General features: G+C 58.3%; 17 protein-coding genes. 16 read left to right on the top strand and 1 reads right to left on the bottom strand.

All coding sequences use genetic code 11. The features are described 5' to 3' along the window. Positions 1-45: 45 nt before the first annotated feature. From sseA to JZX87_RS18610, 13 genes are all read left to right on the top strand, one after another. Positions 46-909: a 3-mercaptopyruvate sulfurtransferase gene (gene sseA / locus JZX87_RS18670; protein WP_206827248.1), complete on the top strand. Its 864-nt coding sequence runs from the start codon at positions 46-48 to the stop codon at positions 907-909. Continuing rightward, the gene (locus tag JZX87_RS18665; RefSeq protein ID WP_206827247.1) at positions 906-2,282 is read left to right on the top strand and encodes an FAD-binding oxidoreductase; all 1,377 of its coding nucleotides are present in this window, start codon (positions 906-908) and stop codon (positions 2,280-2,282) included. The genes sseA and JZX87_RS18665 overlap by 4 nt, the downstream gene beginning before the upstream one ends. Positions 2,283-2,328: 46 nt before the next feature. Next, on the top strand, positions 2,329-4,647 hold the full coding sequence (locus tag JZX87_RS18660) for a molybdopterin guanine dinucleotide-containing S/N-oxide reductase (RefSeq protein ID WP_206827245.1): 2,319 nt from the start codon (positions 2,329-2,331) through the stop codon (positions 4,645-4,647). A 537-nt stretch (positions 4,648-5,184) separates the two neighbouring features. Further along, positions 5,185-6,840: an ABC transporter substrate-binding protein gene (locus JZX87_RS18655; protein ID WP_183825107.1), complete on the top strand. Its 1,656-nt coding sequence runs from the start codon at positions 5,185-5,187 to the stop codon at positions 6,838-6,840. 34 nt (positions 6,841-6,874) lie between these two features. After that, the gene (locus JZX87_RS18650) at positions 6,875-7,885 is read left to right on the top strand and encodes an ABC transporter permease (RefSeq protein WP_206827243.1); all 1,011 of its coding nucleotides are present in this window, start codon (positions 6,875-6,877) and stop codon (positions 7,883-7,885) included. Next, on the top strand, positions 7,882-8,730 hold the full coding sequence (locus tag JZX87_RS18645; protein WP_148144595.1) for an ABC transporter permease: 849 nt from the start codon (positions 7,882-7,884) through the stop codon (positions 8,728-8,730). The genes JZX87_RS18650 and JZX87_RS18645 overlap by 4 nt, the downstream gene beginning before the upstream one ends. Next, a complete protein-coding gene (locus JZX87_RS18640) occupies positions 8,709-10,433 on the top strand; it encodes a dipeptide ABC transporter ATP-binding protein (protein WP_206827240.1) in 1,725 nt (574 codons plus the stop codon). Before JZX87_RS18645 ends, JZX87_RS18640 begins: the two co-directional genes overlap by 22 nt. Continuing rightward, entirely contained in the window at positions 10,430-11,518 is a 1,089-nt protein-coding gene (locus JZX87_RS18635) for an LLM class flavin-dependent oxidoreductase (protein WP_183685413.1), read from the top strand. Before JZX87_RS18640 ends, JZX87_RS18635 begins: the two co-directional genes overlap by 4 nt. A 152-nt stretch (positions 11,519-11,670) precedes the next feature. After that, positions 11,671-12,774: an LLM class flavin-dependent oxidoreductase gene (locus JZX87_RS18630; RefSeq protein ID WP_148144592.1), complete on the top strand. Its 1,104-nt coding sequence runs from the start codon at positions 11,671-11,673 to the stop codon at positions 12,772-12,774. 110 nt (positions 12,775-12,884) lie between these two features. After that, positions 12,885-14,066, top strand: coding sequence for an acyl-CoA dehydrogenase family protein (locus JZX87_RS18625; RefSeq protein WP_148144591.1), 1,182 nt, complete (start codon positions 12,885-12,887; stop codon positions 14,064-14,066). Between the two features lie 63 nt (positions 14,067-14,129). Beyond that, entirely contained in the window at positions 14,130-14,690 is a 561-nt protein-coding gene (gene msuE / locus JZX87_RS18620) for an FMN reductase (protein ID WP_148144590.1), read from the top strand. Between the two features lie 59 nt (positions 14,691-14,749). Continuing rightward, entirely contained in the window at positions 14,750-15,751 is a 1,002-nt protein-coding gene (locus JZX87_RS18615; protein WP_183685415.1) for a C-terminal binding protein, read from the top strand. A 194-nt stretch (positions 15,752-15,945) separates the two neighbouring features. Further along, positions 15,946-17,163 (top strand): SfnB family sulfur acquisition oxidoreductase, encoded by a 1,218-nt coding sequence (locus JZX87_RS18610; RefSeq protein WP_148144588.1) that lies wholly within the window; start codon positions 15,946-15,948, stop codon positions 17,161-17,163. 37 nt (positions 17,164-17,200) lie between these two features. Here JZX87_RS18610 and JZX87_RS18605 read toward each other — a convergent pair whose 3' ends face one another. Then, on the bottom strand, positions 17,201-17,815 hold the full coding sequence (locus JZX87_RS18605) for an RBBP9/YdeN family alpha/beta hydrolase (protein ID WP_183685417.1): 615 nt from the start codon (positions 17,813-17,815) through the stop codon (positions 17,201-17,203). A 322-nt stretch (positions 17,816-18,137) separates the two neighbouring features. Here JZX87_RS18605 and JZX87_RS18600 point away from each other — a divergent pair, with 322 nt between their 5' ends. From JZX87_RS18600 to JZX87_RS18590, 3 genes are all read left to right on the top strand, one after another. Further along, positions 18,138-18,326, top strand: a complete 189-nt coding sequence (locus JZX87_RS18600; protein ID WP_148144586.1) for a hypothetical protein — start codon at positions 18,138-18,140, stop codon at positions 18,324-18,326. Positions 18,327-18,403: 77 nt separating this feature from the next. Next, positions 18,404-18,580 (top strand): hypothetical protein, encoded by a 177-nt coding sequence (locus JZX87_RS18595; RefSeq protein ID WP_183825147.1) that lies wholly within the window; start codon positions 18,404-18,406, stop codon positions 18,578-18,580. A gap of 147 nt (positions 18,581-18,727) precedes the next feature. Then, entirely contained in the window at positions 18,728-19,018 is a 291-nt protein-coding gene (locus JZX87_RS18590; RefSeq protein ID WP_148144585.1) for a hypothetical protein, read from the top strand. Positions 19,019-19,056: the final 38 nt, after the last annotated feature.

Genomic DNA, 19,056 nt, shown 5'->3' with positions numbered 1-19,056 from the left:
CGCGGCACAGGTTTGTTTATCCGCTTATATTTTCGGAGTTTCCCAATGTCTCTTTCCCTGCCCGGCTCTCTTGTCACCACCGAATGGCTTGCAGCGCATATTGACCAGCCGGATCTCGTCATTCTCGATGGATCTTTCAAACTGCCGGGCGCCACCCCGATCGCGGCTGACGATTTTGCCGCCCGGCACATTCCGAAGGCGCGGTTTTTCGATATCGACAAGATTGCCGACCACGAAACGTCGTTGCCGCATATGCTACCCTCGCCCGAAGCTTTCGAGCAATATGCGGCGGATCTCGGCATTTCGAACGGCAGCATCGTAGTGGTCTATGACACGCCCGGCCTTATGTCGGCTGGCCGCGTCTGGTGGACATTGCGGACTTTCGGACACGACAAGGTCGCAGTTCTAGACGGTGGCCTGCGGAAGTGGCTGGCAGAAGGTCGACCGGTAACCGAGGAGGTTGCACCATTCTCCAGAGGCGTTTTTAAGGCGCATTTCAATCCCGGGGCGGTGCGTTCGAAAGCACAGGTCCTCGATAATATCGCAAGCCAGGCAGAACAGGTAATCGATGCCCGCTCCGCCGGACGCTTCACCGCGACAGAAAAGGAAGCCCGCCCGGGTCTTCGCTCCGGTCATATTCCGGGCAGCCTCAATCTGCCATTCAATGCGCTGACCGATCCCCAGACCGGCGAACTTCTCGATACCCCAAGCATCGCGAAGGCTTTTGAACAGGCCGGGCTCGATCTTTCCGAACCTGTCATCGCAAGCTGCGGCTCAGGTGTAACTGCAGCAGCGCTTGCCTTCGGCCTTCATCTTGCAGGCAAGGACGACGTGGCGATCTACGACGGAGCCTGGACAGAATGGGGGCAGCAAGGCGATACACCTGTTGAGACCGGAGACGGAAAATGAGCGCGCTTCCGCTCTCCCTTTCCGAAGCGCTGAGCAAACGCTTCGGTGATCGTTATTCGATATCGCAGGCCCTGCGCGAACAGCATGGTCGCGGTGAATCCCATCACACGCCTGCCATCCCGGATGCCGTCGTTTTTGCGGAGAACACACAAGAGGTGGCCGATATCGTGCGGCTATGCGCTGCCGAAAGCGTTCCGGTCATCGCCTTTGGCGCGGGAACATCGCTGGAAGGCCACTTGACCGCAGTGCGCGGTGGTATTTCCATCGATCTGTCGCGCATGGCGAAGATCACCCGCATCAGCTCCGAGGATCTCGACTGCACCGTCGAGGCGGGCGTTACGCGTGAACAGTTGAACACCCATCTGCGTGACATGGGTCTGTTCTTCCCGATCGATCCGGGTGCCAATGCCTCGATAGGCGGCATGACGGCTACACGCGCTTCCGGAACCAATGCCGTGCGCTACGGTACCATGCGTGAAAACGTGCTTGGGCTAACCGTCGTATTGCCGAATGGCCAGATCATCCGCACCGGTGGCCGGGCGCGCAAGTCCTCCGCAGGTTACGACCTGACCCGGCTCTTCGTCGGCTCGGAGGGCACGCTTGGCATCATTACTGAGGTCACATTGCGTCTCTACGGTATTCCCGAGACGATCTCTGCTGCGCTCTGCTCTTTCGAAAGCGTCGAACAGGCGGTAGCCGCTGCAATTCAGGTAGTCCAGCTCGGCATTCCCGTTGCCCGTATGGAACTGATGGACCGCGGCCTGATCAAGGCAGTCAACGCCTACTCCAGCCTGTCGCTGAAGATCGAGGATACGCTCGCCTTCGAATTTCACGGCTCACCGGCCGGCGTGCAGGAACAGGTCGAAATGGTTGCCGCAATCGTCGCGGAAAACGACGGTCGGGATTTTGAATGGGCAAATGCAGCAGAAGAGCGAAACCGGCTTTGGAAGGCGCGTCATAGCGCCTTTTATGCTGTCGTCTCCCAGCGAGAAAACGCCAAGGGCTGGTCGTCCGATGTCTGCGTGCCTGTCTCCGAATTAAGTGGCTGCATCCTGAAGACACGCGAACTTCTGAAGGATTGCAGTGTCCCGGCAGCCATTCTCGGACACGTTGGGGACGGCAATTACCACGTCGTCTTCGCCGTCGATCCGAACAACCGGCAGGAACTCGACGAAGTCGCTTCAATTAATAAGAAGATGGTGCAATATGCCATCTCTGTCGGCGGTACATCGACAGGCGAGCATGGGGTCGGCACGGGCAAGATTGCCTATCTTCGGGCTGAGCATGGTGATGCCGTTGATCTCATGGCCGTCATCAAGAATGCTATCGATCCGGCGGGCATCATGAACCCTGGCAAGGTTTTGCCAAATTAGCCCTTGACCGACAGCTGAAACACATTGATCGCCGAGGATACCCGCCATGAGCTCGTTCAAGCCTCACAGCTCACATTGGGGCGCCTTTTCAGGCAGATATGAAAACGGCACCCTCCACATCCGGCCTCATCCCGACGATCCGCACCCGTCTCCCCTGCTGGGCAACATTCCGGCGATTGCCGATAGTCCTGCTCGTGTCAGACGCCCCGCCATCCGGCGTGGCTGGCTTGAGCAAGCACCTGCTCACGCAAAAAAACGTGGCGCCGATGATTATATTGAAGTTAGCTGGCCCCAAGCGGTGGAGCTGGTCGCAAACGAACTTCACCGCGTTTACCGGGATTTTGGCCCGCAAGCCGTATTCGGCGGTTCCTATGGTTGGTCCAGTGCCGGCCGTTTTCATCATGCCCAGAGCCAGATCCATCGTTTTCTAAATGTGCTCGGCGGTTACGTGCGATCCGTCAACACCTACAGTTCCGGCGCGGCATCGGTCATCATCCCGCATGTATTGGGGCCTTATGACACGGTCGACCGCAAGAGCGTCACCTGGGATGCAATCGAGCGCAGCACAGAACTCGTCGTCGCCTTCGGCGGAATGGCGATCAAGAACGCCGACGTGCATGGCGGTGGTATAGGTGCCCATATCGTGCGGCCGAAACTGTCGGGCGCCAGCGCTCGCGGCGCCCGGTTCGTCTCCATCACCCCGCTTAAGGACGACTTTCCTTCTGAAGTGAATTCTGAATGGCTGGCGATCATTCCGGGCACCGACGTTGCGCTCATGCTGGGAATAGCACATGTGCTGGCGGCAGAAGGACTGCATAACCGCGAGTTTCTTGAGCGCTATACGGTCGGATATGAGCGCTTCGAGGACTATCTGCTTGGCCGCAACGATGGATTGCCGAAAACGGCCGAATGGGCAGCGGAAATCTGCGGCATAAGCGCAGAAACAATCAGGGATTTGGCGCGGGCAATGGCACGCTTGCGGACGTTGGTGACCGTCAGTCATTCGCTCCAGCGAGCCGACTACGGCGAACAACCAGTCTGGATGGGTATTGTGCTTGCCGCGATGCTCGGCCAGATCGGTCTTGATGGAGGCGGATATTCCTATTCGCTCGGAGCGCTTGGCAATATCGGAAAACGCCAGCTGGCCGTGCCGCTGCCGACACTCAGCCAGTTCAGGAATCCTCTGGCGGACTATATCCCCGTCGCCCGTATCGCTGACATGCTGCTCAATCCGGGCGGCGAATTCCAGTATAATGGCAATGATCTGCACTATCCGGATATTCGCCTCGTCTATTGGGCAGGCGGCAATCCGTTTCATCACCATCAGGATCTCAACAGGCTGCGCGCCGCATTCAGGCGACCCGAGACAATCATCGTTCATGAGACGGCCTGGACGTCCACCGCGCGTCACGCGGACATCGTTCTGCCCGCAACAACGACGATCGAACGGGACGATATCGGCGCAGCAGACCGCGACGATCTGATGGTCGCGATGAAGAAATTGATCGAACCGGTCGGCGAAGCACGCGACGACTATGAGATTTTTTCCGCCATCGCCCGGCATCTCGGGAAATTCGACGCGTTTACCGAGAACCGCACTGCCCGGGAATGGCTCTCATTCCTGTTCGAGACGACACGTCGGGCGCTCGCAGCCGGCGGCCATGATGCTCCGGATTTCGAAGAGTTCTGGGAACGCGGTGAACTGCGGCTGCCGATCAAACCCGATGATGGCGGCCCAGCACGTACCTTCCGTGACGACCCGTCTGCATCTCCCCTGCAGACCCCATCCGGTAAGATAGAGATATTCTCAAAGACGATCGCAGCTTTCGACTATGACGATTGCGGTGGTCATCCATATTGGTATCCGGCAAGAGCCGAAACGGCGGTCGATAAAACGATCTACCCGCTGCATCTGGTTTGCAACCAGCCGCACCAGCGGCTGCACAGCCAGCTTGATTATGGTGACTTCAGCCGCTCGACGAAGATCAAGGACCGCGAGCCGGTCCGCATCAACCCGACAGATGCGGCAGCGCGCGATATAAAGGATGGCGATATCGTCAGGCTTTTCAACAATCGTGGCAGCTGCCTTGCAGCAGCGATATTGAGCGAAGACGTAAGGCAAGGCGTGATGCAGCTTTCGACAGGTGCGTGGTTCGAGCCGGATGATCCGAAGTCGGAACACCCGATGTGCATCCATGGAAATCCGAATATCCTCACGCAGGATATAGGCACTTCCAGATTGGCCCAAGGCTGCACCGGTCAGATCACCAAAGTGGAGGTCGAGCGGTTTTCCGGCGACACTCCACCGGTCCGAGTCCTCCAGGGCATGACATTCGTGACGAATGAGAATGGTTCCGAGACATAAACCCGGACCGCAAATCCCCACCTTTGTGCCGGCCGATCATCTCTCGTATGCGGCCTCGACCAAGATGTAGGCCGGCAGTTCGCTGCATTTTCCATTTCTCACCGCCTGCCTCGCAATCCGGCGTTCAGGCCTTCCCCATTCCCCGTCACCACGTTTGAAACATCAATCCCAAACGCTTCCCAAACTGTGACAAATTAATCCACTAATTCCATGGAAAAAGAATAACCAGTCTTTCTCCTTGGCGCTGCGCTGATAGGCTGTGTGTCATGATCTTCTTGCTGAACAACGGAGGACCGCGTCATGAACGGAATATGTAGCGCCGAGCGCGCTCTGCGCGCGATACGGCCTGCCAGGACCAGCTAACAGCGGCTCCGCCGAAGTCCAGTCATCGGAATTTGCATTTTCCTATTCGCCCGCTCGGCACGGAACCGCAGCGGCAACGGCTTGACGCGCGCAGTTTCCGCTTATTGCGGACCAGCATGCGCGCTCGCAGAACATCGAAACACAACCTACACCCCGAAACATCAGGATCACCCCATGACCGAACGATCTTCTCTTCTCAATCTCTCCCGGCGCCGCCTGCTGATCACGACATCGGCTACGGTTGCGGCGGCTCTTCTGGTCTCGACAACGGGCTTCAATCCGGCTCAGGCCGCCGAAACGCCGAAAGATGGTGGCGACATAACCTTCCTGATTGACTCTCTCGGTGATACCTGGATCCCCAACAACAGCGCCATCTCCAGCTTCCAAGGACATATCTGGGGGCATGTCACCGACAAGCTTCTTTATGTTGATGCTGAAGGCAAGGTCAGCCCCTGGCTCGCCGAACGCTGGGAGCAGAATGACAATGCCACGGAATTCACGCTACACCTCAAGAACGGTGTGACCTTCTCCGATGGTGCACCGCTCGATTCCGCCGCGGTCGTTGCCAATCTCGACATCTGGTATGCAGGCCGAAAGAACGAAGGCATCAACCCGATCGGCCTTTTCCCCAAGACTTACGATCGCGCCGAGGTTATCGACCCGTCCACCGTCAAGGTGTTCTTCAAGAAGCCTACACTGGGCTTTATTCCGACGCTGGGCTATCACGGCTCGATCCTGGTATCGCCCAAAAGCCTGGCCCAACCGGCTTCCGAACAAGCCGACCTGAGCAAGACTGCCGGCAGCGGACCCTATGTGGTCGAGAGCTGGAAGGAAGGCGATCACGTTACGCTGGTCAAGCGCAAGGATTACAACTGGGGACCGGCCGCCGTCGGCCATACCGGTCCGGCCTTCCTCGACTCAATCACCTACAAGCTTGTGTCAGAACCCTCGCTCCGGGTCGCCTCGGTCCAGTCCGGTCAGGCAGATGTCGCCTATAATGCCTCCCCCCAAGAGCTAAAGTCGCTCAAGGAAGAAGGTTATACGATTGCAACGCCGCGATATCTCGGTTTCGTCAATGGCTGGGCAGTCAATACGAAGATCGCCCCCTATGACGACGTAAAAGTTCGCCAGGCGCTGCAGGCCGGTATCAACCGTCAGGAAATCATCGATACGGTCTACACGCCCGACTGGAAGCTGCCGACCTCTTTCATCCAGAGCAACGTGCCCGGCGCGACCGACCAGAGCGGCCTTTTAGCTTACAATCCCGACAGAGCCGAAAAGCTGCTCGACGAGGCGGGATGGGCAAAGGGCGCAGACGGTGTTCGCACCAAGGACGGCAAACCGCTTACGCTGACGCTCCATTCCAATCCCTATCTCGCCACCTCCAAGTCTGTGGACGAGCTTATCGCCCAGCAGCTCGGCAAGCTTGGCTGGAAGGTCGCTATCCGTGCTTATGACGTCGTGACCTATGGAGAAAAGGTGAAATATGGCGGTCCTGCCATCCCGACATACGAAGTAACACGCAGCTTCATCGACGCCGGAACGGTTGCCGGTATCCTGACAAATGCCAACAATGGCGAGAACTGGTTCGCACTCGATGACCGCGATGCCAGGCTCAACGATCTGCGCGACAAAATCGCGGGGGCAGGCACTTTCGATGAGCGCAACCCGCTGCTGAATGACCTGCAGCAATACGTTCTCGACCAGGGATATTTCATCCCGCGCACGCAGATCGTCCAGCGCATCTATGTGCAATCGCCGACGCTGAAAGGCGAGGTCTATAACGGCGTTGCCTATGCCAGCTACTACACGGCCTTTATTGCCGATTGACGCATAAAGCAACCAACCAATGCGAGGCACCGGCATGAGCAATGCCTACCTAACCTATGCCGCAAAACGGCTCGGCCAGGCGGTCGTCGTCATCCTGCTGGCCTATGTGTTCACCTTCGTGGTCGTCAGCATTCTTCCCGGCGATCCGATCACCAGCGTTCTGCGCAACCCGCAGAACGGCTTCAGTGAAGAAGAAATCGCCGAGATCATCGCCGCACAGGGGCTGGACAAGCCGATCATCGTCCAGCTCTGGCATTCGCTGTCCGGCTTCCTGACCGGCGACCTCGGCATCTCGATGCGGTCCAACCGGCCCGTCTCGACGCTGATTGCCGAGGTCCTGCCCTCGACGCTTATTCTGGCATCGGCGGGTCTCGCCGTCGCGCTGGTCCTGGCCATGCTTGTTGCCTATGGCACCCGTTTTGTTCCCAAGCGATACGGGCAGGGCCTGCTTCGCGGGTTTCCCTCGCTGTTCCTGTCTGTACCGAATTTCGTCATCGGCCTGGTGTTGATCCACCTGTTCGGTTTCCAGCTCGGGCTGTTCCGGGTGATCAATCCGGATAGTTTCTGGGCAACCCTGTTTGCGGCAATCGCGCTCGGCATCCCGATTTCCGCACAGATCGCAGAAGTCCTCATCGCCAATCTCGATAAGGAGGCGGAGCAGGAATATGCCACCGTCGCCCGCAGCCGCGGCCTCGGTCAGGCGCGTCTCTTCGTAAGCCACCTGCTGAAGCCGGCTTCGCTCCCCGTCGTCACCGTCATCGCCCTTACGATCGGTGAACTTCTCGGCGGTTCTCTGATTACAGAAACGGTATTCGGGCGAACCGGTATCGGCAGTCTCGTACAACGATCGGTCAGCACACAGGACCTGCCCGTCCTGCAGGCCATTGTCTCGCTCGGCGCCGTGATCTTCGTTCTTGTCAATCTCGTTGCGGACCTTCTCTACCCCCTCCTCGATCCGCGCGTGAAAATTCTGGGCGGGCGGAAACGCCAGCCGACCACTGCGGACGAGACATCGATCGGCCCCACCAGAGTGGTGATGCCATGACCTTTGTCGCGAATTCCACACTTTCACGCGGAAGCCGAAGCGGCTGGGCGGAAGCGCTTCGAATGCCGCCGATTGTTGCGCTCTCCTTCTTGATCACCGCGACCATCATTGCCTGGTCAATCGCGCCGCAGCTATTCACCACATACAGTCCGGTCGTGGGTGTTCCGGCAGACAAATTGCTCGGCCCCAGTGCCGCGCACTGGTTCGGCACAGATCACCTCGGGCGCGACCTTTACGCTCGCGTTGTCTACGGCACGGCCTCCTCGGTATCGAGCGCATTGGTTGCCGTGGTGATCGGCGTTCTGGCAGGCGGACTGATCGGGCTGCTGGCAGGTTTCCTTGGCGGCTGGGTCGATGTCGTTCTGGCTCGTCTCGTCGATGTCCTGCTTTCCATCCCGAAATTCCTGCTCGCCGTCATCGTCGTCACCGCGATCGGCTTCGAGACGATCAATGCTGCAATAGCGACGGGCGTATCGGCTGTGGCGATCTTTGCACGCGTCACCCGCGCAGAGGTCATCAAGACCAGACAGGCGACATTTGTCGAGGCCGCATTCCTGTCCGGCGGTTCGCGCTGGTACATCCTCTGGCGGCATATCCTGCCGAATGCTTCGCGCTCGGTGCTGCCGCTTGCGGTGCTGCAGTTCGGCGAATCCATTCTGGTCATCGCCAGCCTTGCCTTCCTTGGATACGGCGACCCGCCGCCTGCCTCAGACTGGGGCCTGCTGATCTCGATCGGCAAGGATTACCTCAAATGGCCATGGCTCGTTTATGCGCCCGCCTTCATCACGATCGTAACCGTACTCTCAGTGAACAGGATCAGCCGATGGCTTCGCAAGACAGACTGAGCGCCGCTCTCATTCACGCAATTACGGTCGCTCCGGCGCCGCAACCCGTCACCCCTCTGCTGAGTGTGGACAATCTGTCTGTGTCCTATGGACGGCAGGATGTCGTGCACGATGTTGGGTTCGAACTCGGACGTGGCAAAAGCCTCGCCCTGATCGGCGAGTCCGGCTCCGGAAAATCGACGATTGCCCGCGCCATTCTGCGGTTGTTGCCGAGCGGTGCGACAGCCTCCGGCGCCGTTCGGTTTGGCGGAGACAACCTGCTGGCCCTTCCCGAGCGCCGTTTCCGACCACTGCGCGGACGCCAGATCGGCTTTGTCCCTCAGGATCCCGGCAATGCACTCAACCCGGTGCGTACGATCGGCGCACAGGCGATGGAAGCGGCAGAGCTGACGGACGAGCCGAATGCCTCGATCCGCAAAGCTCTCGTCCTCGAAACCTTTGCCCAGGTGGGGCTCGAAAATCCTCAACGGGTTTTCTCTTCCTACCCTCACCAGCTCTCTGGTGGCATGCTGCAACGTGTGCTGATCGGACTCGCCGTTCTGCCTCGGCCGGCGCTTCTGATTGCCGACGAGCCGACATCCGCGCTCGATGTAACCATCCAGAAGCGGATTCTCGATCTTCTCTCCCGGTTGCAGCATGATCTGAATATTAGCCTGCTGCTCATCACCCACGATCTCGCCATCGCTTCCGAAAGGACGGACAGTCTCGTCGTGCTGAAGAACGGTGTGGTGCAGGAAGCCGGAAAGACGTCCTCGGTATTTTCGTCCCCGACCTCGGCCTATGCGCGGAAATTGCATGCCGATGTACCGGCTCTCAATCCGGATCGGTACGCGAGGCTAAGGGAGACGGGCTTGCGTTTGCGCAGTGCCGACGAGGCTCCGAAGATCGAGGTCAACGCGGTAAGAAAGAGCTTTACGGTTGACGGCAGGACACTGACAGCTGTCAACGATATCTCTTTTGCCGTCCCTCCCGGTACAACTCATGCACTGGTCGGAGAGTCGGGTTCCGGCAAGACGACAACCATCCGGCTGTTGCTCGGGCTTGAAGAGCCGGACGCGGGCGAGATCTCAGTTGCTGGTGAAAGACTGTCCGGCCGCTCGCACGCATCATTGCGTGCCGTATGGCGGCACCTCCAGCTCGTCTACCAGAACCCCTTCACCTCACTCGATCCGACCTGGACCGTCGAGCATCTGGTGGGCGAACCTCTGGACCGTTTCAAAGTTGGAACACCGAAAGAGCGTGCAGAACGGGTACGCGAGGCGCTCGCCAATGTCGGCTTGGCTGAACACCTGCTTACCCGCAAGCCGGGTGCACTTTCAGGCGGGCAAAGGCAGCGTGTGGCAATCGCGAGAGCGCTTGTCCTCAAACCCGATGTGATTGTTCTCGATGAACCGACATCGGCACTCGATGTCAGTGTCCAGGCGGATATCGTCGAGGTTCTTCTGTCGCTGCAGGCCAAGCTGGGCCTCACCTATGTCTTCGTCTCGCATGACCTCGCGCTTGTCCGCCAGCTCGCCCACACTGTCTCCGTCATGCAGCGAGGCAGCATCGTCGAACATGGCAGCGTCGCGGATATTTTTGGCAATCCGCAGCATCCCTACACGGCGACCCTCCTGGAATCGATCCCGGCGGGCATTACCAATCTGGCCAACACCACCCAGCCGAAACCTCGGGAAGTCTTTAGAAAGGAACAGATCGCATGACCATCGCCGTTCCGGCCAAAAGCCTACCCGGCTCATTCCGTCCCAAGCAGCGGCTCGGTTTCAACACACGCGTGTCATTCAATGACGATGCCGGACCAGCTCAAGGACTGCGCGACGGACTGAAGCTGTTCAGACAGGCCGAGCAACTCGGTTACCAGTCGGGTTGGGCCTATCAGCGTCATTTCGATCATTACCTGTCCTCACCGCTTCCATTTTTCGCAGCCGTCGGCCAGCATACGCGGCATATCACGCTCGGATCAGCCGTCATCCCGATGCGTTATCAGGATCCCATCCTTCTCGCAGAAGCTGCCAGTACGACGGACCTTCTGATCGGCGGCCGGCTTGAGCTTGCCATCTCGACCGGGACCAATGGGGCTTTCGATGCTGTCTTCGGCACCGTCGATACCGACGCCCGCACGGAGGCCAAACGCCGCCAGGCACGTTTCCTCTCGGCTGTTTCCGGCGAAATCCTGCATACCGTCACCGAGCCGGTTCAGGGGGCATCACTGGGAGCCGAGCTACGGGTCACCCCACATAGCCCGACCCTGCGCAGCCGTATCCGGCAGGGTTCAGCCAGCCTCGGCTCAGCGATCCAGGCTGCCGAACTCGGTATCGGACTGATTTCCGGGACCGTGCTGCACGATCAGTCCGAAGGCGAGACCTTCGGCGACTATCAGGCTCGGATCATCGAAGCCTACCGCACGACCTGGCGCAAGCTCTGGGCAACCGAGCCACCGCCGGTAGCCGTCGCCGCCTCTGTTCTTGTTGGCACAACCGCCGAGCTTCGCGAAAAATATGCCGCGTATGATCTGGATCGTCGGACCAATGGCATTGCCGCATCACGTCCCAAGGGCGCGCTCGCACCCGCCAGCCAGCCGGTCGGAGCACTCATATCTCCCGTTTTCCAGGGAACACCCGATCAGGTGATCGAATCCATCTTTAACGATCCAGGTCTCAGCGCAGCTGACGAGCTGGTCCTCTTTTTGCCACCAGCCTTCGGGCTCACCGAAAACATCCGGCTATTGAGCGACCTTGCCCAAACCGTAGCCCCGGCATTCGGCTGGTCGCCCGCCCTGCAGCACTAAGAACGGTCAGGGTCGCGGTAACACCGTCTAAAGCATCATCAACCGCAGAGAATATTTTCTACATACTCCATAGAAAAAGAACGACCTGTCTTCCTCATCCATCTGCCGCTGCTTAACCTTTGCGCATCGGCTGCCAAACTTAAGGAGCTCACATGACCGCGGAATTTATCAGCGTAAGCTTTCCCAATGCGTCGAATGATCTGCACCCCATTCCCGACGCCCCTGTGGATCCACGGTTCCTCGAACGCTACTCTCGTTCGCTGGATGATTACGGCTTCAACTATACGCTGATCCCCTATTCCTCGTCGTCATTCGATCCCTTCACGCTGGGCGCAACGGTGCTGGCACATACCAAGCACATCAAGATCATCGTGGCGCTGCGGCCAAACACTGTCTACCCGACCGTTGCGGCAAAATCGCTCGCTACGCTCGACCAGCTGAGCGGCGGTCGCGTCGTCGTCCACTTCATCGCCGGCGGCAGCGATGAGGAGCAGGCGCGCGAGGGTGACTTCCTCAACAAGGAAGAGCGCTACGAGCGGCAGGAAGAGTATATCCGCATCCTGCGCCTCGCCTGGACATCGAAGGAACCCTTCGATTTCGACGGGAAATATTACCAGTTCAAGCAGTTTCGCAGTGCCGTGCGCCCGACCAACGGGCTGATCCCGATCTCGCTGGGCGGTTCGTCCGACGCGGCTTATCGCATCGGCGGCTCCCTCTGCGATATCTTCGGCCTTTGGGGCGAACCGCTTGCCGAAACAAAACAGCAGATCGAACGGATCTATGCGGAAGCGGCAAAGGCCGGCCGGACAGATCGCCCGCGCATCTGGGTCACCTTCCGTCCCATCGTCGCCGAAACCGACGAACTTGCGTGGCAAAAGGCGCACAGGGTTCTCGACCAGTTGAACGAGAACCGCCAGAAGGGTCTTCATCGTGCTCCGGTAAACGCTCCGCCGCCGGCCAATGTCGGCTCGCAGCGACTACTGGAAATCGCCAAGCGTGGCGACGTGCATGACCGCGCCCTCTGGTATCCGACAGTCACCGCGACCAATGCCAGCGGCGCGACCACGGCACTCGTCGGTTCACCACGTACGATCGCGGACTCGATCCTCGATTATATCGATCTCGGCGCCGATCTGATCTCGATCCGCGGCTACGACAATTACAACGATGCCGTCGATTACGGACGCTACGTGCTTCCACTCGTGCGCGAAGGCATTCGCGAGCGGGAAGAGGCCAAGCGCAAGACGGCCGCGTAAACCTGGAAGGTCCGGCACCTTGCCGGATCTTCACCCACTTCAGGTAAAACAGCGAACTCAATCGCTTCTTCGGGGAGATATTCCCTGCAATCCGGAAAGCCCAGAGCTGCATGTCCTATGATCCAACTCTCCTAGATGCTACGGCACGCATCCTTGCAGAAGCCGCACCCGATGCGGATCAGACCGGCCAGTTCCCATGGGTCGGTATCCGTGCCGTTCATGAGGCGGGTTTGCTGGAAAGCACCGTGGCCAGCCGTTATGGCGGTGAAGGATCAACGCTGAGTGATGCCGCGCATATTCTGGCAGCACTTGGTCGTGGCGATCCTTCGGTGGCACTGATCAGTGCCATGACGATCTTTAACCATCTCGGCCAGGCGACAAAGAGCCATTGGCCGGATGGCCTCTATAGGCAACTGCTGGAAGAGGCCAAACAACGCCCCTTGCTGCTTAACGCGGCTCGCGTGGAGCCTGAACTCGGTTCGCCCGCACGCGGCGGCCTGCCTGCAACGATCGCGCGCCGCACGGCAAACGGATGGTCGATCTCTGGCCGAAAACGTTTCGTGACGGGTGCCCATGGCCTGACGCATTTTCTCGTCTGGGCACATACGGACGAAGTGCCGGCGCGCGTCGGAACCTTCGTCGTGCCAAACGGCCTTCCGGGTATTGAGGTCATCGAGAACTGGAAAAGCCTCGGCATGCGAGCGACCGGGTCCCATGACGTCGCATACACGGATGTTGAAATTCCGACAGAAAACGCGCTGGACCTGGTTGATCCTTCTATCGCCCAACAGGATAACCGAGCTCATGCTGCGATCAATCTGGCATTGACTGCTATCTATCTCGGCGCAGCCGAAGCGGCCCAAGCTGTCTTCATCCAGTTCGCGCATGAACGCATACCGGCCAACCTCGGCCATCCCATCGCTCGGACAGAGCGGTTTGTTACGCTCTCAGGGGAAATTGATCTGGCCATTTCAGGCGCCCGCCAGATCATATTCGGCACGCTGGATCACAATAGTGACGACGCGGAGGCACTGATAAGGGCAAGACTACTTGCCGGCCGGCAGATCCGGGACGCTGTCGAGATTGCGGTACGCGGCATCGGCAATCCGGGCCTGAGCTCGGACCTGGGCCTTGAACGTCATTTCCGGGATATCCAATCCGTACTGGTCCACGCGCCGCAGGAGGATACTACCGTCTCCATCCTTGGACGCGCCGCTTTCGATAAGTGGAAAAGAAGCAATGCCGGCCGGTCCGACGATGTGACCAATGTTGCGATCCTCAAGACCGCCTGAGCAAGCGAGAGAAACCTCACTGACGGCTAACAGCCTGTGACCGCATTTCTGAAAGGGATTTGAATGAGTAACAATCTTATTGTCGGCTTCTCGGGCAACATCTCGCGCCCTTCAGGTACGCGACGCTTCGTGGAGAATGTGACGGAAGCGTTGGCGGCGCAAGCCGGTTTTCAGCACGTGGTCTTCGATGTTGAGGACCTCGGCCCATCGCTGGCGACCGCCAGATCGGTCACGGATCTAGATCCAGCCGCCCGCAAGGTGATCAGGACGATTATCGAGGCAGAAGCCCTCGTCATCGGTTCGCCGACCTATAAGGGAAGTTACACCGGTCTCTTCAAGCATGTGATCGACCTGCTGGATCCTTCCGACCTGCGCGGCAAGCCGATCGTTCTAACCGCTACCGGTGGCGGGGACCGGCACTCGCTTGTGGTCGAACATCAGTTGCGACCGCTCTTTGCCTTCTTCGAAGCCTTTGTCACACCGACTGCAATCTACGCTTCGGGCCGTGATTTCGTCGAAGGTGCTCCCTCACCGGCCATCCTCGGTCGCGTGAACCAGGCGCTTGCCGAAGCGTCTTTGCTGATCAGCGCTCGTTCGATCTCTGCGGCGATTGCAGCCGAATAGGCCGCGGGTTCGCTGGCCTCGGATCCGGAAGATAAGCCAGCGGCATAGGGACAGACGGGATGACAGCCAAAAAATATGTGGTCGGGATTACCGATCACATGATCGGCCGGCCCGATCTCGAAGCGGAAGTGCTTGGTGATGACGTCGAGATCGACTTCTTCGCCAGCACGGACGAGACGTCGTTTGACCCCGGTCGTCTGGCCAGGCTTGATGCGCTGATGGTATGGGGCGCGCGGCTTGGACCCAAGACCATAAACCACCTGACCCGCTGCAAGGGCGTAGTTCGTTACGGCGTCGGTTACGAAAAGATCGATCTTGCGGCCCTTGCCGCTGCTGGCATCCCCTTTGCCAATAATCCCGACTATGGGACAGAGGAAGTTGCCGATCATGCGCTTGCGATGATCCTTTCCCTGCATCGGCGTCTCTGGGAACATGACGAACGCGCCCGAGGATATAGTTCCGGTTGGCAAATCCACAGTTTGAAGCCGCTTTCCCGCTCGAACCGTGCTACGGTCGGGGTCATTGGCGTCGGCAGAATCGGAACGGCAGTCATCAACAGATTGAAGCCTTTCGGATTTCGCATGCTTGGTTACGATCCCGGCCAGCCACCCGGGCACGAGAAAGCCATCGGTTATCAACGGGCCGAGCGACTGGATGACGTTTTCGCCCAGTCGGATATCGTCACCCTTCATTGCCCGGCAACAGCGCAGACACGCGGCATTCTGAACGCTGAAGGCCTCGCCCGGTTGAAACACGGCACGATTGTCGTCAACACTGCGCGAGGGGAATTGATCGAAGATCTCGATGCGCTTGAAGCAGCGCTTCGGAGCGGGCAGGTCGCAGCGGCAGCAATCGACACGTTACTGCGTGAACCGCCGGGAAATCACCCTCTGTTGGAAGCATGGCGCAACCGTGAGGATTGGCTCGCAGGCCGCCTGGTCATCACGCCGCACAATGCATTTTACTCCGATCACGCAGCCATAGAGATGCGCACGAATGCAGCAAAAACGGTAAAGCTGTTGTTCGATGAGGGCAGGCTTCGCAACAGAGTGACGGAGTGACCTCGCCGGAGCGGGGTTCGCAAAACTCAGCGCGGCTTCGTACAAGTGACCGCAAGAAGGTTTGCATGACTGATAAACTTCCTGGTGCAGTACTGAGAGAAAAAAACGCTCCGCTAGTCGCGTTATTTAATGCTTTGTTCCTTCTATCGCGATGAGGACCATGGCTGAATATCGCCCTTGTGCAGGAGGGTGCGATGAGCAAGGTCATCAACTTGGCAGGAACGCTCAGGGCCGTTTCCCCTTATATAAGAACTGAAGATGAAGCGATTGAGGTTGCAAAAGCCCTAGCGAATGAAATTCGCAGCGGCGCCAGCCGTCGTGACCGGCAACGTATCCTACCCCATCACGAACTGGAGCGTGTCGCTCAATCCGGCATTCTGGGCATCACGGTTCCGGCTGAATATGGCGGAGCCGATATCTCGAACCCGTTTCTGGCCGAAGTGCTGGCGATCCTGTCCGAGGCGGACAGTTCCATCGGGCAGATCCCCCAGAGCCATTTCCAAATCCTTGAGATACTCCGCCTTGCCGGTACAGAAGAGCAGAAGCGGTATTTCTTCATCAGGGCATTGGCAGGCGATCACTTTGCCAACGCCCTTGCCGAAAGAAATACCGAGGCGGCAGGACTGATAACCACCCGCCTCGTGCCGGATGGGATCGGTTATCGTATTTCCGGCCAGAAATATTACTCCACCGGCGCCTTGTTTGCCGACTGGATTGCCGTCTTCGCGCAGGACGATCGTGAGCATCTTGTCATGGCGATAGTCCCTCGCGACACCGAGGGGCTGACTATCATCGATGATTGGGCAGGCTTCGGCCAAAGGACGACGGCAAGTGGCTCCGTGATCATCGACAACATGTATGTATCGGCAGATTCCGTTATCGCTCACGACAGGGCTCTCGAACAACCGGCAACGCTGGGATCGCTTGGCCAGTTGCTGCACGCAGCCGTCGATCTCGGCATTGCCCGTGCGGCCTTTGCCGACATGATCGATTTCGTCCAGACCAGATCACGGGGCAATCGAAATCTCGACATCGAAAGCACGAGCACCGACCCTCTGGCGATCGCAAAAACGGGATCGATCGCCGTCAAGATCGAAGCGGCGGCAGCAATGATCGAGCGCGCTGGCCGAAAAGTGGACGTAGCCCAGGTATCTCCGTCTGCATCCGCAGCCTCGGATGCCTCTCTGGCCGTGGCAACTGCCAAAATCCTGACGACCGAAGCCGCGCTCGAGGCCGCCAACGCGCTTTTCGAGCTTGCAGGAACGTCCGCGACAGGCGAGGATTTCAATCTCGATCGCCACTGGCGAAATGCACGAACCCACACGGTTCATGATCCGGTACGCTGGAAATATCACGCCATCGGCGACTTTCACCTCAATGGCAGGCTTCCCAGGCCGAACGGCCAATTCTGAACAGGCGATCGCCGGATGCTGAAAGCAGGCATGCCGATTATCTATAGCTTCGGCCTAAAGCCTCGACGAGCTGTCCAGATGGCGACGCGGTGGGGGATGCCCACTGCTCCGTCAATAGAGAACGCCGCACCAGCCGCTCAAAGAATTCATATCCTTCAGGCCAGCGCCCAAAACCGCTTGCAACATTGATGTGGCCGGAAAACCCGATCGTCACCAGATCGCTTCCCCAGGCTTTCACATGACGTTCCAACTGCGGGACGCTCATGTAGGGATCGTTGAGGCTACCGACAACGAGACTTGGAAAGGGAAGATGCTCGAGCGGTTCGGCACCAAATTCAATCATACAGGGATGCATCTGCATGGTTGTTTCCAGCGAACAAGGAGCGACCAGTAGCGCGCCACGGATAAGGCCTGCCCCACGGCGGCTGGCATAGCTTGCTGCAAGGAGGCAACCGAGACTGTGTGCAACGAGAAAGGCGCCATCGGTGTTCGACAGCGCCTCATCGAGCTTCGCCTGCCAATGCGCAAGAACCGGACAGGTCCAGTTCTCTTGTTCCACGACCGACGCGGATACTTGCTCGCGTACCCAGTGTCGCTGCCAATGCTCATCGGAAGAGCCATTCAAACCCGGAATGACAAGCGTCTGGATCATAACCGCCTCATTACGTTTCTAACGCTTGTAGAAGATAGGCGGGCGGTCACGTTGCGTCGGCGAAAGCTCATCCAAAATCTACCAGAAAGATAGATTAATTTGCCTCGTTGCGCGCAACATGATCCGGTAATTTACAGAAATCGAATACAGAACGAATGGAAGTCGGACATGAAAAACTTCATCACTGCAGGCCAAGCCAAAACCAGCCAGTTTGTGGGTTCGTCCGTTTCCCGATGCCACCTTCACTCGCGAATGCAGATGTGTATTGCGCCCATTACGGCCGAGAACATTGAGGAAAGATTGCGAGATTGGAGTGAAGGACATGCAGAAGCAAGTCGTTGAGCATGGTGGGTTGCCGGTCGGTATAGCTATTCCGGATAGCGGGAAGCTGCGTTTTATAGCTGTGAAGTTTCATGTCATCGATCTCGATGATCAGCGTTTTGCAACGCTTGGCGAACTGAGGGCCGCGATCAGCGACCATCTCAGATCCTCAAGGCCGATTGCTGCCTGACGACGACAGACCAAGTGCCAAACTTGGTCGTCGGCGTCACGCCCGCGCTCGACAAACTCGTTTTCCCAGAGAGATCCATGAAAGACATTCTGAAAGTAACCGGCAACCGGACATTGACGGTTGGTGCAGCCCTCATCGTTGCAAGCTTGGTCTTGCGCAATTTCGACACCGGAATACCCAGCTGCCTTGTCGCTGTCAGCCTGGCAGCTGGTCTCGTCTCGGTTATTTTTGCTGCTGGCCGGATGAGCGATTAGTACGCCTGGCACATCCGTTCATCTGAGCTCTCGCACGACGTGAACGGCGACGCGTTTAGCCTTCCGAGCTTGAGGCGACAATGCAACAACCTTGCTCAGCTATGGATAGGCTGGCGGTAACCTGGAGGTAGACGGGAAAAGAGGTTCGTGAACGATCTTGACGAACCCACCTCCCCGACCCACATCCCCGGCGATCAGGACAAGATGCATAGCATGACAACATTTCTAGAAAAGACGTTCGGCCCGACCGAACTTGCCATTGTTGAGGCTGCTTTCAGCGAATGGGTTGATCAAGCAAAAGTTGAAAAACAAAGTCCTGAGGCAGAGTTGGCAGCGGCGATCGTCATCAACCTGTTTCGCGAGGGAAACGACACCATTCCCGCAATGCGAAAAGCAATTTCCGCTCATCGTGGCTTGATCGACCTGCGTTGCTCTTAAATAGCTCAGCGGATTTGGCTGCGGGGAGATACAGCTCT

It is taken from the genome of Agrobacterium sp. Ap1, assembly GCF_017313375.1.
Classification (GTDB): Bacteria; Pseudomonadota; Alphaproteobacteria; order Rhizobiales; family Rhizobiaceae; genus Neorhizobium; species Neorhizobium cellulosilyticum.
The sequence above is the reverse complement of the archived record's forward strand: the minus strand, read 5'-3'. Positions and strand labels throughout refer to the sequence as shown.

Excerpts from the sequence above, each read along its gene's own strand:
- JZX87_RS18645 (WP_148144595.1), top strand. The coding sequence starts at position 7,882 with ATGACCTTTGTCGCGAATTCCACACTTTCACGCGGAAGCCGAAGCGGC.
- JZX87_RS18655 (WP_183825107.1), top strand. The coding sequence starts at position 5,185 with ATGACCGAACGATCTTCTCTTCTCAATCTCTCCCGGCGCCGCCTGCTG.
- JZX87_RS18640 (WP_206827240.1), top strand. The coding sequence starts at position 8,709 with ATGGCTTCGCAAGACAGACTGAGCGCCGCTCTCATTCACGCAATTACG.
- JZX87_RS18625 (WP_148144591.1), top strand. The coding sequence starts at position 12,885 with ATGTCCTATGATCCAACTCTCCTAGATGCTACGGCACGCATCCTTGCA.
- JZX87_RS18610 (WP_148144588.1), top strand. The coding sequence starts at position 15,946 with ATGAGCAAGGTCATCAACTTGGCAGGAACGCTCAGGGCCGTTTCCCCT.
- JZX87_RS18665 (WP_206827247.1), top strand. The coding sequence starts at position 906 with ATGAGCGCGCTTCCGCTCTCCCTTTCCGAAGCGCTGAGCAAACGCTTC.
- JZX87_RS18605 (WP_183685417.1), bottom strand. The coding sequence starts at position 17,815 with ATGATCCAGACGCTTGTCATTCCGGGTTTGAATGGCTCTTCCGATGAG.
- JZX87_RS18635 (WP_183685413.1), top strand. The coding sequence starts at position 10,430 with ATGACCATCGCCGTTCCGGCCAAAAGCCTACCCGGCTCATTCCGTCCC.
- JZX87_RS18630 (WP_148144592.1), top strand. The coding sequence starts at position 11,671 with ATGACCGCGGAATTTATCAGCGTAAGCTTTCCCAATGCGTCGAATGAT.
- JZX87_RS18615 (WP_183685415.1), top strand. The coding sequence starts at position 14,750 with ATGACAGCCAAAAAATATGTGGTCGGGATTACCGATCACATGATCGGC.
- JZX87_RS18600 (WP_148144586.1), top strand. The coding sequence starts at position 18,138 with ATGCAGAAGCAAGTCGTTGAGCATGGTGGGTTGCCGGTCGGTATAGCT.
- msuE (WP_148144590.1), top strand. The coding sequence starts at position 14,130 with ATGAGTAACAATCTTATTGTCGGCTTCTCGGGCAACATCTCGCGCCCT.
- sseA (WP_206827248.1), top strand. The coding sequence starts at position 46 with ATGTCTCTTTCCCTGCCCGGCTCTCTTGTCACCACCGAATGGCTTGCA.
- JZX87_RS18595 (WP_183825147.1), top strand. The coding sequence starts at position 18,404 with ATGAAAGACATTCTGAAAGTAACCGGCAACCGGACATTGACGGTTGGT.
- JZX87_RS18650 (WP_206827243.1), top strand. The coding sequence starts at position 6,875 with ATGAGCAATGCCTACCTAACCTATGCCGCAAAACGGCTCGGCCAGGCG.
- JZX87_RS18660 (WP_206827245.1), top strand. The coding sequence starts at position 2,329 with ATGAGCTCGTTCAAGCCTCACAGCTCACATTGGGGCGCCTTTTCAGGC.